Origin of the sequence: Pedobacter sp. W3I1 (assembly GCF_030816015.1) — a bacterium.
GTDB lineage: Bacteria > Bacteroidota > Bacteroidia > Sphingobacteriales > Sphingobacteriaceae > Pedobacter.
The window spans coordinates 5,605,760-5,622,709 of sequence record NZ_JAUSXN010000001.1; the positions used below are offsets into that span (position 1 = coordinate 5,605,760).

Here is a 16,950-nt window from a genome sequence, read left to right on the forward strand (position 1 = left end):
GTCTTTAGTCCTAATGACATAAATAAACCTCGCAGATTTAAAAACCTGCGAGGTTTATTAATTACTGATTCATTGACTGATGACTAAAGACTTCGGACTCAGGACTAACCTACCTTCCCATCCAACCGCCGTCAACGGTCAAAATTGTCCCGTGAACATAATCGCTGGCTGCTGAGGCCAAAAATAATGTAGGCCCTTTAAAATCTTCTGGTGTTCCCCATCTTCCTGCAGGGATACGTGATAAAATAGATGTACTCCTGTCCTGATCTTCGCGTAAAGCAGAAGTATTATCGGTTGCAATATAACCAGGTGCAATCGCATTTACATTTACCCCTTTTGATGCCCACTCATTGGCAAAAGCTTTGGTTAAAGATGCAATTGCGCCTTTACTCGCTGCATAACCGGGAACGGTAATACCACCCTGAAATGATAATAGTGATGCAGTGAAAATCACTTTTCCGCTTCCTCTTGCAATCATTTCTCTGCCAATTTCACGTGTTAATATAAATGGTGCTGTTTGATTTACAGCAATTACCTCATCCCAATATTCATCCGGATGCTCTGCAATTGGTTTACGTAAAATGGTTCCTGCATTATTTACTAAAATATCAATAACAGGATGATCGGCTTTTACCTGAGCGGCGAAAGCCAGGGTATTTTCGCGTTTACCAAAATCGCACTGGTAAGCATAGAATTTTCTACCCAGTGCTAAAATTTCTTTTTCTATAACGCTACCTTGCAGTTCAAGACTTGCAGAAACGCCGATAATATCGGCACCTGCTTCAGCCAATGCTAAAGCCATGGCTTTTCCAATTCCTCTTTTGCAACCGGTAACTAATGCAGTTTTACCTGCTAAATTAAATATGTTCGACATGTTTGTATTTTATGATGGATTTAAAAGATCTCTCCCCGCCTGTATGGGCAGGCATTCCGCTACCGATGAAAAATCGACACTTCAGTCGAGATGACGAATGTACTTTTATTTCAATTCGGTAATGGCACAATGGTCCATATCGCCATAATCTAAGTTTTCGCCAGCCATACCCCAAATAAAGGTATAGTTGCTTGTACCTGCACCTGAATGGATTGACCAGTTTGGCGAAATAACGGCCTGATCGCTTTGCATCCAAATATGACGGGTTTCTTGCGGCTGGCCCATAAAATGGCAAACACTCTGCCCTTTCGGAACTTCGAAATAGAAATAAGCTTCCATCCTTCTATCGTGTGTATGTGCCGGCATGGTATTCCAAACACTGCCCGATTTTAACTCGGTCATGCCCATTTGTAATTGACAGGTTGGTAAAACACTATTCACCAATAATTTATTGATTATTCTATGATTTGCTGTTTCAGGCGTACCTAATTCTACGATTTCAGCTTCCGCTTTACTTACTTTTTTAGTAGGATAAGTATGGTGTGCAGGAGCAGAATTGATGTATAATTTTGCGGCTTTGCCGGGACTAGCAGATTCAAAAAACACTTCTTTAGTACCTTTACCAATATATAAAGCTTCTTTATAATCCAATTCGTATTTTTCGCCATCAGCAGTAACGATTGCTTTTCCACCAACATTAATAATACCCAGTTCCCTGCGCTCTAAAAAGTAAGTTGCTTTTAAATCATCAGGGTTTGGAAGTGCGATCTTCTGATCAACAGGCATGGCACCCCCAACAATATACCTGTCAAAATGAGATAAGGTTAGGTTTACCTGGTTTGGCTCAAATACGTTTTCAATCAGGAAATTATCCCGCAAAGCTGCGGTATCCATTTGTTTAACTTCTTTAGGGCTTTGAGCGTAACGGCTTTCGAATTTATTCATTGGTTAAAAATTGAGATTTGCAATAAGACCTGAACCGAGATCAGATCCTATCCGCAAATATATTTATACGATACTTATTATTTGTATTAATACTCAACTTTATAATCCTTTTTTATGGTTTCTCCACTCCAGGCTTTCAAACTGGTCCATGGTGCAGGTGCGTCTGTCCAGAATTTATGGTCAGCGGGCAGTCCCAACGTTAAAAAGCCTAAGGTGGCCATGTATAAACTCCCGGTAGAAGTGTAAGTATCTGCTACTTCTGGCTGATGTCCGTTAAAGCCCAGCACCAACCATCCTTTATCATCGAAATTCTGATTTCCATCGTACAGTTTATGCATTACCGCGGTTAAGCCACCACGAACTTGTGATGGTTTTACATATTCAGGCAATTTTTCCATTAAGGCCGTTTGGGCCAATGCCTGAAAGGCTGCCGTACGATAAGTGATGGAACGACCATAAGCTGGGTAAGTGCCTTCGGGTGAAATGATCCTCTCTAAATATTCAGAATAGCGTACCATTCTTTTCAAGGTCACATCATAATCAGCCTGAGATGCTCTTTTCTGATCAACCAATACTTTTAAAAGATCAACCAGCATGGGGTGAATTACATAAGAGTTATAATAATCCATGCTAAATTTTTCACCATCACTATACCAGCTATCACCTACATACCATTCTTTCATTTTATTGATGGAGAACTGAACACGGGCAGGATCATATTGCTCGCCGATGCTTAATAAAAAACCTTCGGTTAAACCCGAAAATAACAACCAGTTATTATAAGCACCACTACGGGTACGCAAAGATTTAAATTCTTCTATGAATCTTTTTTTGGTGAGCTCATCAAGCGGTTCCCACAATGCTTTTGGCGCTCGGAGAAAGGCATGAGCAACATAAGCAGCATCAACAATGGGCTGACTTTCGGAGCGGTAACTGATATAATCAGGGCTCTCGGGATTTACCGAATTGGCCAAAGCTTTCAAAAGCTCAGTACGCATGGTTTTTCTAAGCTTACCTTCTGCGGTATCGTCATCTGGTAAAGCCAGCCATGGGGCAACACCTGCAATGGTACGTCCCAAGGCTTCGAGATAGGTAACTTTAGCCACATTTAGGCCATAACCAGGTGCTTTTTCTAGAGGCATGTTCTTCTTTAAAGTTTCATTGGCCAGGTTGTGAATCACCGGATAGGCAATCCGGTTTAAGGTTTTAACCCAGAAAGCACGGTCTTCAGCGCCGGTTGTAGCTTTCTTTTGTGCGTTTGCCAACTGAGAAAAAATCAGCAGGGCAGAAAAAATCAGTTTATATTTCATTATCATTATATATGTGAGTGTGATGGCTTACTCTGGTTATTTTTAATTATTTGGAGAGCAGGTTTCTGTGCTACGATTCAGATTTCTTCCCGCTTTACGTTTTATCCTGATGAAGGATCAGGATGTCCACTCCAATCGGGTCTAGGTGGCACGGCATGCATTACTAATATTGGCTGGGTATCTAACAATAAACATTAATTTTTAGTGGTTTTACACAAACCGCTGTTCATAAACCCGGTAGTAGCGGACATCCCGATTTTTTCTATCGGGATAAAGCGGATAACGGGACTGCTGTTCCAGAAGAATCCATTTCCATAAAAACAAAGAACTAAATATGCGTCTGAGACTACTTTACCAAAAAACATGTAATTTCTACAAATACCATTTTTTATATCTCGCTAAAGCCTCTAAATAATAATAATCGGCATACACCAAAGGCACATCAATTTCGCTGTTTAGTGGATAAGCACCTGTACTGTGCATTAACAAAAAGCCTCCATTTTCGCCTAATTTGGCATGGTAAGTACTGCTTGATAGCGAATAGATCATGGTTTCAGCTGCTGATTTAAACTCCGTTTTTTCGCTTCCTGATGTATACTGACCAAGTTCTAACAATGCGGAAGCCATTAGCGCACCTGCAGAAGCATCGCGTTTGGCGAAAGGAATACCCTGTGCATCGAAGTCCCAGAAAGGAATTTTATCGGCCGGTAAATTTGGGTGGTTCAATACAAAGTGTGCAATGCCTTTAGCTTGTTTTAAATAGACCGGATCTTTGGTAAAACGGTACATCATGGTATAGCCGTACAAAGCCCAGCCCTGTCCACGCGACCATGCAGAGCAATTTGCAGCGCCTTGCCAGGTAACTTTTTTAATGATCTCGCCTGTTTGAGGGTTGTAATCTACTACATGATAAGAACTAAAATCTGGCCGGAAATGGTTTTTTAAAGTAGTATTGGCATGTGTGATAGAGATCTCTTTATACTTCTTATCTCCACCATTATCACTTGCCCAGTTCATCATTTCCAGGTTCATCATATTATCAATAATTACCGGGCACTCCCACATTTTGCTTTTGTTCCACGATTGGATTGATTTTACAACCGGACGGTAACGTGTAGCGAGAGATTCTGCCGAACGCTGAATTACTGCCTTATATGCTGGCTTGCCTGTTAAACGGTAGGCATTCCCAAAACTGCAGTACATCATAAAACCTAAATCGTGGTTTCCGGTATAAGTTTGGTTCGGTTCTATTACTTTTAAGGCTGCCTCTGCCTCTTGTTTAATACGCTGGTCTTTTGTTTGTTCATATATGTACCACAAACTGCCCGAATAAAAGCCACTACACCACCATTTAATATCGTAATTTATAGATTTACCTTTTTCGAAACTTTGAGGTGTTTTGCCTTCGGGTATATTTTTAGCGAGTACTTTATATTGGTCAACTGCGAATTTAAATTCATCGTTAATTAACTGAGCCATTGGCTTCCTGGTGGTTTGGCCAAATGAACTGGCCCCCGTAAGCATGAGTAATGCGGCAATTAAATTGATTTTTTTCATCTGTATATTTGTGTTTTTATAGGTAATGAAGCCCTTCGTCAGGAAATATGTTTATTATTCTTTGGTGCTGAGACTATGATGGTTTTATCGTTTATAATTAGTTTTATTCTTTTATATTAAAACTTGCTGTAGCACCTGCAAAAGCGCCATTTGGCAAAGTACAATCTATACTTTTTGTTTTCGGTAATCCTGGCAGCTTTAGCAACACCTTAATAATTGCATTTTCCTGTGCGGGATCTGCGATATACAGCGTAGGGTTTTTACCGTTTAAATCTTTAATGTAAACCATACATGGCTGATCTACCTGAAGCGATAAGCCATTAGCTGTAAGTGTTCCCGCTTTATAAAAAACGGCTTGCAACATGTCCAGACCAGTATGTTTTACAGCTTGTAGTTCATCGGTGTTTTTTAATACCTGTATCATCGATCGGTTGTATTTTTTTAAACCTGCAGCATCAATTCCCGGCACCACCAGATATTGATAGCTGGCATGCTGAGGATTTTTGCCATGATTTAACCAGATTTTAAATACGTTATGTTTCAGTTCGGTTTTGCTCTGAAAATGATTGATGCGGTACCAGCTTCCAGTTTGTGCTTTGTTGCTGATTTCTACATTCCCGCCCTGGGGAAAAATATATCCAATACTGTCGTGAACAGCCCAAATCTCGTTTTTACCAGTGCTCTGGGCTCCATTTGAAGAAGCCACCTCGCCCCTCAACCAGGCCTGATTGATTGTTGTAGTAATATTTTCTTTTGCATTGCTGTTAATCCCAGCTCCCAGGCACACCACTTCCTGATCAAAAAAGAACCATGCTTTTTTTGCCTGAACGCTGTCGTAATCTAAATCATAACATGAAACACCATAAATGCCATCACTAACTCCACCAACAAATTTGGTTGTACCCGGAATTCCCCATTCTTTTAATACTGTGGCACCATAATCATCAGGATAATCTCTGCTGGTGGTTCCCGGAATTTTATCCCATTCCCAAACAGGCATCAGGTTGGCGTATTCCGATCCACTACGCTGGATATTGGTTGCCCCATCGGGGAGAAATTTCCCCAAAATGTTTTCGTTGTTGCCGCGTTCTGTCCTTAGGGTTCTCGTTGATGCAGTTTGCACACTAAAGGTGTAGGCTGGACGAAGGTGCAGCGTATACTCACTTTTCCAAAATTGATTATGGGCAGATGTAATTTTATAGTCAGGCGGCTCGGCTCCTGAAGTCCGTTTAACCGAGGCATCCCAATACGCAGCATTTTCCGGATCAAAGCGTTTTATTTTGCTCACCATTCCGCCCATGCCACTACTTAACGAATCTTTGCGGCTAATGCCGCGGCCACGCACATTAAAATCATAGAATGAACCTCTTACCGTTTTTAGAAAGGTATTTTTAAGATAATCGACCAAAATAGCCAACTGATCTTTCGGCAAAGCATATTCGGTATCTCTTAAATAAAAACCCGCATTAACCGAATTTCCGGCAAATACCCGCCCATAACTGGCAATAGCCTGTTGTTTGCCATGCTGATAATAACTGCCATCAACCTGAACGCCTTCTTTTCCATCTGCTACGGCAATGGGTTCGAATAAATATCTCGCGGCAGAATCTAAAGTTGCTTTGTTTTTGGTTAAACAGGCCCGATATAGGTAATGTAAAGCTTCATCTGAGGTATTAGCACCATCTCCGGTTTTTAACCTTCTGATCATTCTTTTAATCAGGGCGGCTTCAAGCTCTGCAGGAAGCCCGGTTTTTGCATTGCGCATTAATATTAAGGTTTGCCCAATAGCCTGCGGATAAAAGATATCATTGTACCACCAGTTCTTGTTCTTCGGGTTTTGATCCAGCCAGTTCTGTAAAGTTTTAACAATGGCATGATGAAGTTCGGTATTGTTATAAAGCTTATTCGATGGGCGGATATAAACCGTGGCCATATCTTTAATCCGTTTTAAGGGATCGTATTGCACATCTATATAATTAACATCTTGCCAACTTCCATCTGTATTTAGATTTTTAAGGTAACGGGTAACCTCATCAGCTAAGGGTTTATCTTTAACAAAAGTCTGCAAATCGTTATTAATACGTTGCAGAATGGTATTAAACGGTTCGTTTTGTGCCTTCACTGCTATATTCATCAGCATTAGGCAACCCGCCAGGAATCCAAGTCTAACTTTTTGACGAACCTTTATTTTATCGTTTGTTTTTTTATTTATGGCAAACATCTTTATTTTTTATTTAAGCACAAACCCGTTTTGATATTCGCAATAAGGGATCGTCAGAAGGCATTTCAAGGCCCATTTTTCGCTATTTCATTTAAAAAAGCCACCGGGCTAGGCAAGGTGGCCCCAAACTAACGATACTAATCATTTTTTTTATCAGCTTGGACTGATGTCTTTATTGTTTATCTGCCTGGATTTAGATCAATGCAGTATTTGCACTGACCAAAAGCAAAATTTTGTCATGTTGAGCCTGTCGAAACACATGCAAGCATAATTAACTAAGTCCTTCGACAAGCTCAGGATGGCAATTTATAATTATAACACCCTCTAAACTCATTCTACAAACCATTTAATTTATCCAACCTGCGTTTTGAGTCAGGTTAGGGTTTCTTTCTATCTCTACAGCTGGAATTGCCCAATTGTAAAGAAAATCGCCTTTAAATGAATAAGCGTATACAACTTTGCCCCAAGCCTGTTTTACGCCATTACCAGCATAAAAAACTTTATCCTTCCAGCTTTTCCATCTCATTTCATCAAAGAAGTTAATACCTTCATTAGGAAACTCCACTCTCCTTTCGTTACGAATTCTTTCTCTTAAATCAGTTTGGCCAGAAACAAATGTTGGCAATATGCTATTTGTATTTTGAAGTAAAGCTACACCCGCACGGCCCCTCACTTCGTTTACTTTAGCAATTGCTTCAGAAGTTAAACCCTGCTCGTTTAAAGCTTCGGCCCACATCAATAATACATCAGCATATCTGATTAAAACAAGGTCTGTTGGCCCATAATCTCTAGCAGGTGTTTCTGTTGTACCCTCATAAACATATTTGCGGTACAAGTAATAAAATAAACTTTGTGTATCTGTGCGTAAATCGCCGTTTGTAGCCGCTTCTGCACGATAAGGCCATCTAGATGTTACAACGGCATTTGCACCACTAAATACACCAAGGTAAGTAGAATATGGAGTAATAACGTTGGCTGCAAGTCTTGGGTCGCGGTTTGCGTAAGCTTTAAGCAAGCGGGCTTCATTACCAGTTGGCAAATAAAGACTCATTTTTGCTCCTCTCGCAGTTGCTGCGGTAATTTCTGAAGCAGTTAAGTTGTTTCTTAAAAAATAAACTTCTCGCTCAGCAACCGTTAAGGAAGAATAACCCGGAATTGCAATTTCCCAATCAAATTTAGAACCATCTGCATTTTCATATAAATCAACCAAATTAGGCGAAACATGGTAAGTGTTCCAGCAAGAGCCAAAAGAAGAACGTGTACCACAATAAAACTGGGTATCAGAACCAAAACCAGTTATACCTATATTCTGAATGGAGAATATCATTTCGCTTGATTGCTCATTCGCTGTTTTAAACAAATTGGAATAGTTGGCAAACAAGGTATAACCAGCGTCTTTAACTTTACTAAAATCTGCCGCTGCCAAATCCCACTTTTGAGTATATAGATAAGCTTTACCACGTAATGCATAAGCTGCACCTTTTGTTATGTGACCATATTGTGCGTTACCGCTTACATATCTATCAGGTAAATTTGGTTCAGCAATAACTGCATTAAGATCACTAACAACCTGCGCCCAAACTTCTGCCTCAGTTGAACGTGCTTTTGTTGCATCAGCAGCAGTAAATGGTTCTAAATAAATTGGCACACCTTTATAAAGCTGGTTTAACCTCAAATAAAAATACGCTCTCAAAAATTTACACTCTGCAATATATCTTGCTTTTTTTTCTGCTGCTGAAGGCGATTTTAAAGGAATATTTTTGATCGCATCGTTGGCTCTTTGAATACCTTCATAAAGGTTTTGCCAATGAGAACTAAAATACCCGTTTGATGCAGTGATTGTTCCCGAAAGTAGCGACTCAGCTCCTGAAGTTTGTCCTGTAAAACCTAAGGCATCCATTTGGTAAAGCTCCAGGCCTGAAGCACCACCTGATGTCCATCCGTATCTTAAAATCGCATAAACACCAGTTACGCCCTGATCAGTTAAGTTGTCGGTTGTCCACATCGTTTCTGAGGCAATCTGCGAATATGGTACGGTTTCTAGTAAATCTTTTTTACAACCTGTTAAAACAATGATTGTAAATATTATGGTTAAAATCTTTTTCATTTTTTTTCTTTCTAAATCGTTAAAAAGTAACATTTAATCCTACAGAATATTGGCGCAAAGTTGGGTAACCAACACCAGAACCAATTTCAGGATCTAAACCAGGGTAATTCGTTATAGTCCAAAGATTTTCTCCAGAAACATAAATCCTGGCCCTGTTAATTAAAGCTTTTTTCGAAATCTTTTCAGGAATGGTATAACCAATCTGTAAATTTTTCAATTTCAGGTAAGAGGCGTTATATAAATAAAAATCACTGGCTACACCAGCATTCTGTGCATCAGCAGTGTTTTTTAAACGAGGATAGTGAGCTGTAATATTGTTAGCTGGGTCACTTGGATTTGCATCGTTGTAATAATAATGGTCATTTGCAATCAATGTACTTACGGCATTACCTAAAGATACAATTGAGTTGTTATAGCCTGTTGAATTCCAGTAATACCACATGCCTGCACTACCCGACCACAGCATAGAAAGATCTATATTTTTATAAGATAAGTTCAAACTGAAGCCGTAATTATATCTTGGTGTTGATGATTTGTTCAGGAACTGGGAATCAAAAGCATTACCATACAAACCGTCGCCATTATTATCTGCATAAATTAAATCCCCATAATAGATTTTAGTTTTGCTTACACCCGCAGTTGGCTGGAAAGTATAACCGGCCGCTATCATGGCATTTAACCAGGCCATATCATCAGGTGTACGGATCATACCGTCTTTTGGCCCACCATTTACGTTAACTTTTCCATCAGTAAAATAATTCTCAGTTCCTTTATAAACGGTTTGGAGGTAATATTCATTAATCTCATGCCCTTCCAAAATTCTGTTTGTACTTCCACTAGAAACATTACCCAAATTTGAGGTGTATACGCTGTTTCCTAATGCATCGGTTGTATAACCTGCATTAAGTAAGCCTTTATATTTAGAAACCCTGTTAAAGTTATAAGCGAAATTTCCTGATACACCATATTTGAAATCGCCAACTTTCCCATTATACCCAAGGGTTAGCTCCACACCTTTGTTCGATACTTCTGCAATGTTTTGAGTTGCAGCTGTTGCCGTTCCTGTGGTTAATGGAATGGTTGGTGTAAACAAAATACCATCAGTATATTTTTTATACAAATCGATTTCGAAAGTCAGTGCGCCTTTAAATAAGTTACCGTCTAAGCCAATATTAGTTGTGGTGGTGGTTTCCCATTTCAAATCGTTGTTTGCAAACTTAGTTGAAACTAAACCTGTTGATTGTAATCCATTGAAAGAATAATTGGTAGCCCCGTAAACAGCCTGATAATCATAATTACCTGAAGCATTGTTACCTGTTTTACCCCATGATGCTCTTAGTTTCAGATTACCTATATACTTGTTAAGGCCGTCCATAAAAGGTTCTTCCGAAATACGCCATCCCGCAGATAATGCAGGGAAGAAACCCCATCTATTTTCAGCTGAAAATCTAGATGAGCCATCATATCTGAAAACACCTTCTAATAAATATCTGTTTTTGAATGCATAATTTAAACGGCCGAAGTAAGAACGTAGCGCATAATCATATTCATCACCTGATGCAGAAGTTAATGTAGTTGCAGCATTCAGGGTTGTGATGGTTTCATCAATCAGGCCTTTTTTGCTCGCACCAAAATTATAATAGTTATAATAATATTGGTTATAACCTGCCAGAATACTAATATCGTGTACTTTAGCAATTGTAGTTTTGTAATTTAAGATATTATCAATTGTATAAGCATAGTTTTTATTAAAACCATAGTTTGTACTTAATTGATCGGGGGTTGATGCAGCACTTTTTAGAATATTTGAAGCAAAGTTCCAACGCTCATTAGTTATCGAATGGTTGTTAAACTCTTCCTGGCGAGCCTGATAATTAAATCTTGTTTCAAAATTTAATCCTTTTAAAATATCAAACCTTGCCAAAACAGTGGTATTGATCCGGGTTTCATTATCATCACCACCGGTACTATATAAGTAAGAAGAAATATTATTTGCTGTAGAAGATTCTTCTGTAGCGGCAGGAAAACCATATTTACCGTTGTAAACCGGATAAACACCAGGTGTAGTTTGACGTAAAAAATTAAATGCATTATCTGTACTTGCCAAACCGTAAGTTTGATTTGATGCAAAAGTTTGTGTACCCACAGTTAAGAAACTTGCAACTTTCGATTGTAAGTTAATCCTCAGGTTGTATTTGTCTGAACCTGTATTTGCCATTGTGCCAGGGTTGTTGATGTAAAATGCAGACAGCAAATATTGTGTATTTTCACTCCCACCGTTTAACGAGATATTATGTTGTTGAGCGAAATTATTATCGAAAATTACTTTACCCCAATCTGTATTTGGATATGCAACATAATTTGGGATTCCCTGTGTGGTGAAACCATCAGGGTTAGCATTAGCTGCAGCCCATAATGCCATTGTTGCATCTGTGTAAATTGGCGTTTGCCCCAGATTTCTGTAACCTTCATTAACTAATTGCATATGCGTAATGTAATCGGTTACAAAAGTTGGCAGGTTTGCGGGCTTAGCTACCGAACCAAGTCCGCTGTACGTAACTGTCGTTTTCCCTTGTTTACCTTTTTTTGTGGTAATTAGTATTACGCCATTGGCCGCTAATGAACCATAGATAGAGGCAGCAGCAGCATCTTTCAAAATAGAAATCGTTTCCACATCATTTGGGTTGACGGCATCCATGCTACCAACAATACCATCAACAATGATTAAAGCATTATTACTGTTTAGTGTTCCCGTACCGCGAATTCTAATTGTGGCTCCATCTGATCCAGGTTTACCAGAAGCCTGTCTAACAGAAACACCCGAACTTAAACCTCCCAAAGAAGACGAAAGGTTTGTAACAGGACGGTTTTCAATTGATTTGGCGTCTATTGTTGCAACTGAGCCAATAACGTTTACTTTCTTTTGCACACCATAGCCAACAACCACAACATCGTTCAAACTATTATTCTGATCTTGTAAGGTTACATTCAGACTTGTAGAATTACCTACACCTACCTCCTTCACATCGTAACCAACGAAAGAAAATATAAGTACACTTTGTGATGAGGGCACAGTTATAGAAAATTTACCATCAGCAGTAGTTAATACTGCTGTTGATGTTCCTTTTACTTTTACGCTCACTCCGGGAATTGTCCCGCCTTGAGCATCATTCACTGTTCCTGAAATTTTTATAGATTGAGCAAAGGCGGTAAATGCCGTAAAACTCAAAAGCATAATTAGTGAGCATAGTTTTACTTGGCAGTAAAAACGGCTCAGTTTTGCTTCTCCAATTTTGAGATGTTTGTAAAGTTTATCCATTTTTTGTTTAGTTGATTAACATTGGTTTTCTTAATCGCAAAAAATTATGGGCACAACCTGCGGCTATCACCAGCCAGAATTATCCTGGCGACTATGAAAAAGGTATCGGCTTAAACGGTTGGTTTTGCTTTAATATTTGGTTATTCAAAATTGTTGCTTTGGAGGCGAACTGAAGGGATAAAATCCTAAACAAATAGGTATAAAATCCTAAATAAAAGCAGAAAAAAGCATTAAAAAGGGCAAATAAGCGGATAAATTGTTAAAATTGCCACCGCCAAACGTATTTGATTTATAATAGAAACATTTTGTACTTTTAGTCAGGTAAAAGCTAACCATTCCTCATTTTCTGTCAACATGAAATCCCTGCTAACATTTGCTTTAGTATTTTTTATCATTGCAAGTAATGCACAAAACAAATATGCTTTTAAACACCTCAATGTAGAAAACGGGCTCACACAAAGTTCGGTACTGTCTATCGCTCAGGATGCCAGGGGTTTTATCTGGTTCGGAACACGATTTGGATTAAATAAATATGACTCTAAATCTTTTAAGGCATATTATCACGAAAATAATAATAAGAAAAGCCTGAGCGATGCTGCCTTTCTCTCGTCTATTTTAGCATTAAAAAATGGAACCTTATTAATTGGCACCCAAGGAGGGCTGAATAAATATAATGAAGGGGATGATAACTTCGACTGTTACAGGCACAACGACAAAGATCCCAACAGCATTAGCAATTCTAGAATAAATTGCATCTTTCAGGATAAAAAGAGCCGTGTATGGATCGGCACGGAAAATGGTTTAAACCTGCTCAACATCAATGGAAAGTATAAATTTAAACGCTTTCTGTATGGGCAAAAGCAGACTCAGCAAATTTATGCCATTACAGAAGACCATAACAGAACATTATGGCTCAGTACTACCTATGGCTTAATAAACATGAGCTTTAAGGAAGGAAAAATCTATTTCCGGTATTTTAAGCATTTTAGTGAAGAGCTGAACAAAGCGACAGACAACCACATTACCACCATGGTTGAAGACCGTGAAAATAATTTATGGATCGGAACCAAACAAACTGGCGTAAGCAAGCTAAATCTTAACACAGAAACAATTACCACCTATAAATATTCTAGTCTTAATAAACAGGGGATCAGTAGTAACAATATCCGAAAAATTATGATGGACCAGGAAGGTCAATTATGGATCGGAACACTACATGGCATTAATATCTACAATCCAGCCACCAAAAATTTCGGTTCCCTGCATAATATACCCGAAGATCCTTCCAGCCTGAGCCAAAACTCTGTTTATGATATTTATCAGGATCGGCAGGGCATAATATGGGTAGGCACCTATTACGGCGCCATTAATATGACTTATCCCAATTATACGCCCTTTAAGATTTATAGAAGCACTACCGCAACAAATGGCTTAAGCAGTAACGTAGTCAGTTCAATTATGGAGGATGAACACCAAAACCTTTGGATTGGTACCGAAGGAGAAGGACTAAATTATTACGATCGGAAAAACAATACTTTTACCCGTTACAAAAACAACCCGAACGATCCTAAAAGCTTAAGTGCAAACCTGGTAAAATCGGTTATACGAGATAAAAAAAATAGAATTTGGGTTGGAACCCATTATGGCGGATTAAACCTTTTTCAACCAGAAACCAAAACTTTTATCAGATATACCAGTCGCATAAACGATACTTCATCTATTAGCAGTGATGAAATTACAACCGTTTTTGAAGATAGTTACGGGCGATTTTGGGTCGGCACTAACGGTGGCTTAAATAGCTTTAACAGTACTACAGGTAAATTTATCCGCAACCGGGTAAATGGTTTAACGAATGCGGTACTTTACATTTTTGAAGATCCCAAACGAAGCCTGTGGGTAGCTACCAACTCGGGGCTTTACCAGTTGAAAAAAGGGAGTCAACGATTTGTTAGCCGTGTTGCTGCCGATCCGGAAATTTTAAAATATAATGAAATCACTTGTTTAACTGCCGATAAAGAAGGGTATTTGCTCATGGGCACCTTGCGTAATGGCTTATTTAAGCTCAATGCAGATCGACATCGTTATACCAGAATGACCACTTTTGATGGCTTACCCCGCAACACCATTATGGGTATACTCGAAGATGATTTTAATAACCTATGGATAACTACAGACAAAGGTTTATGTAAATACAACCCAAGGCAGAAAACTTTTAAAACTTACAACATTAAAGATGGACTACCAGGCAACGAATTTAATTACAAATCATTTTTGAAAGACAGTAAGGGGGCCTTTTTCTTTGGTGGATTAAGTGGAATGGTCAGTTTTTTCCCAAACGAGATTAAAGAGAATAAAAACACCCCGCCTGTTATTTTTACAGGATTAAAATTATTTAATAAACCAATAACATTGAATACCGATGATGGCTTACTTAAACAAAACATCAGCACCATTAAATCAATCACTTTTGAATCAGACCAGAATGTGTTTTCTATTGATTTTACGCTACTCAACTTTATAAAATCTGATAAAAACCATTATGCCTATAAATTAGGGGGCTTTGAAAAAAATTGGAACTATGTAGATAACCCATCGGCCAGTTATACCAACCTCTCGCCTGGAAACTATACCCTTATGGTAAAGGGAAGTAATAATGATGGCCTTTGGACCAACAAAACAAGCACATTAGATATTAAGATTTTGCCACCATTTTATAAAACCTGGTGGGCTTATCTGTTTTACTTTTGTGCTTTTGCAGCCATTTCGTTTGTATTTATACGTTATTTGTTGATAAAAGCTGTACTTAAAAAAGAAAAAGAGATTAACGAGCATAAACTTGAGTTTTTCACCAATATCTCTCATGAAATCCGCACACCTTTAACCCTTATTGTTGGTCCGTTAGATAAATTGATCGAGAATGCTAAGGACGACCCTGCCCTGAACAGAGACCTGCAACCGATCAAACATAATGCCGACCGTTTGATGAACTTAGTTACGGAATTGCTCGACTTTAGAAAGGCTGAAAGCGGAAAAATGGCATTACACGTAAGTCCTGGCAATGTGGTAAAATTCTGTAGGGAAATATTTCTGGCTTTTCAGAACATGGCCATTTCTAAAAATATCGATTACCAGTTTGAAACCGAACAGGCAGAAATTGAACTTTATTTTGATAAGGTTCAAATGGAAAAAGTGATGTTTAACCTACTTTCAAATGCTTTTAAGTTTACCCCTGTAAACGGGAAAATTAGCTTAAAAATAGAAGTGGAAAAACAATTGGTTAATATCAAAATCTGCGATAACGGCAAAGGCATTCCTTTAGAGAACCAGGCCAATTTATTCACTAATTTTTATCAGGCCAATGCCACTACAACCATTGGTACAGGTTTGGGCTTATCGTTCTCTAAAAGTATTGTAGAACTGCATCATGGCCAGATTAGTGTCGAAAGCACTCCTAAAAACGACAAAGCCTTTGGCAATACGGCTTTCACCGTTAGTTTAAAAACAGGGAAAGAACATTTTAATCCATCCGATTTTATCCCCGATTATATTTATTACGACGATGCCTTAAATTATAACCTGAATGCACCGCAGCTAACCGAACAGTTTAAGGTGGGCGATGCGATGCCAGACGATTCAGGAAAAAACAGAAAGAACAGCATCTTACTGGTAGAAGATAACGAAGATGTAAGAACTTTCATTAAACAAGCTTTAAGCCCCTCATATCAGATTTACGAACGCGAAAATGGGGCTACGGGGTTAGATTGTGCTTTAGATCTGATTCCCGATTTAATTATCAGTGATGTAATGATGCCAGTGATGGATGGCTTAGAATTATGTCGAAAACTTAAAACAGATGAGCGAACCAGCCATATCCCTGTAGTTTTATTAACCGCAAGATCGGCCTATGTACATCAGGTAAACGGTTTCGAAAATGGTGCCGATGCCTATATTATGAAACCATTTAACTTAAAAATACTCGAACTGAACATCCAGAACCTCCTCAATGCCCGTGAAACCATTAAACAAAAATTTGCGCAGGTAATTACGCTCGAACCCAAAAACATGGTCATTAATACGACCGAACAGAATTTTTTAAACAAAATTATCCAGCTGATCGAAGATCACATTGCCGATCCTGATTTTGACGTACCTACCCTGGCATCAGAAATTGGTATGAGCCAGCCTGTACTCTATAAAAAAATAAGAGCACTGACCGATCTTTCAGTAAACGACTTTATTAAATCGTTGCGGATAAAAAGAGCAGCCCAATTACTTAAACAAGGTACAGGAAATATTGCTGAAATTGCTTATGCAGTAGGTTTTAACGATCGAAAATATTTCAGTTCAGAGTTTAAAAAACATTTCGGCAAAACCCCGAGTGAGTTCATGAGTAGTGATTAGCCTGCAAACGCTTTGCAAAACATTTAAAAACGTTATTATATTGATTCATCCCATAAATTAATCTCTATCAATGACAGACTCCAATAGAGTGGTCGTCTTTTCCGCGCAGGCGGGATTCTTAAAGCGCTTGCATTACGATTCCCAATCAAGCTGGGAATGACGAACCGCCAAAATCTGTCATCCAACTCCTTTGTTTTTGGCTAAAAAATGATCTCT

Annotated in this window: 8 protein-coding genes; 1 reads left to right on the top strand and 7 read right to left on the bottom strand. The window is 38.7% G+C overall.

The window, feature by feature from the left end; all coding sequences use genetic code 11:
- Positions 1-109: 109 nt before the first annotated feature.
- From QF042_RS22865 to QF042_RS22895, 7 genes are all read right to left on the bottom strand, one after another.
- Complete coding sequence (locus QF042_RS22865) at positions 110-874, bottom strand: SDR family NAD(P)-dependent oxidoreductase (protein WP_307532477.1); 765 nt, start codon at positions 872-874, stop codon at positions 110-112.
- 105 nt (positions 875-979) lie between these two features.
- On the bottom strand, positions 980-1,819 hold the full coding sequence (gene kduI, locus QF042_RS22870) for a 5-dehydro-4-deoxy-D-glucuronate isomerase (protein WP_307532478.1): 840 nt from the start codon (positions 1,817-1,819) through the stop codon (positions 980-982).
- A gap of 86 nt (positions 1,820-1,905) precedes the next feature.
- The gene (locus tag QF042_RS22875) at positions 1,906-3,129 is read right to left on the bottom strand and encodes a DUF2264 domain-containing protein (protein ID WP_307532479.1); all 1,224 of its coding nucleotides are present in this window, start codon (positions 3,127-3,129) and stop codon (positions 1,906-1,908) included.
- 372 nt (positions 3,130-3,501) lie between these two features.
- Positions 3,502-4,686: a glycoside hydrolase family 88 protein gene (locus tag QF042_RS22880; protein WP_307532480.1), complete on the bottom strand. Its 1,185-nt coding sequence runs from the start codon at positions 4,684-4,686 to the stop codon at positions 3,502-3,504.
- Between the two features lie 103 nt (positions 4,687-4,789).
- Positions 4,790-6,820 (bottom strand): polysaccharide lyase family 8 super-sandwich domain-containing protein, encoded by a 2,031-nt coding sequence (locus QF042_RS22885; RefSeq protein ID WP_307532481.1) that lies wholly within the window; start codon positions 6,818-6,820, stop codon positions 4,790-4,792.
- Between the two features lie 433 nt (positions 6,821-7,253).
- Entirely contained in the window at positions 7,254-9,014 is a 1,761-nt protein-coding gene (locus QF042_RS22890; RefSeq protein WP_307532482.1) for a RagB/SusD family nutrient uptake outer membrane protein, read from the bottom strand.
- Positions 9,015-9,033: 19 nt separating this feature from the next.
- The gene (locus tag QF042_RS22895) at positions 9,034-12,333 is read right to left on the bottom strand and encodes a TonB-dependent receptor (RefSeq protein WP_307532483.1); all 3,300 of its coding nucleotides are present in this window, start codon (positions 12,331-12,333) and stop codon (positions 9,034-9,036) included.
- A gap of 354 nt (positions 12,334-12,687) precedes the next feature.
- Between QF042_RS22895 and QF042_RS22900 the strand changes: the two genes are divergently transcribed.
- Positions 12,688-16,734, top strand: a complete 4,047-nt coding sequence (locus QF042_RS22900; RefSeq protein WP_307532484.1) for a hybrid sensor histidine kinase/response regulator transcription factor — start codon at positions 12,688-12,690, stop codon at positions 16,732-16,734.
- Positions 16,735-16,950 lie beyond the last annotated feature (216 nt).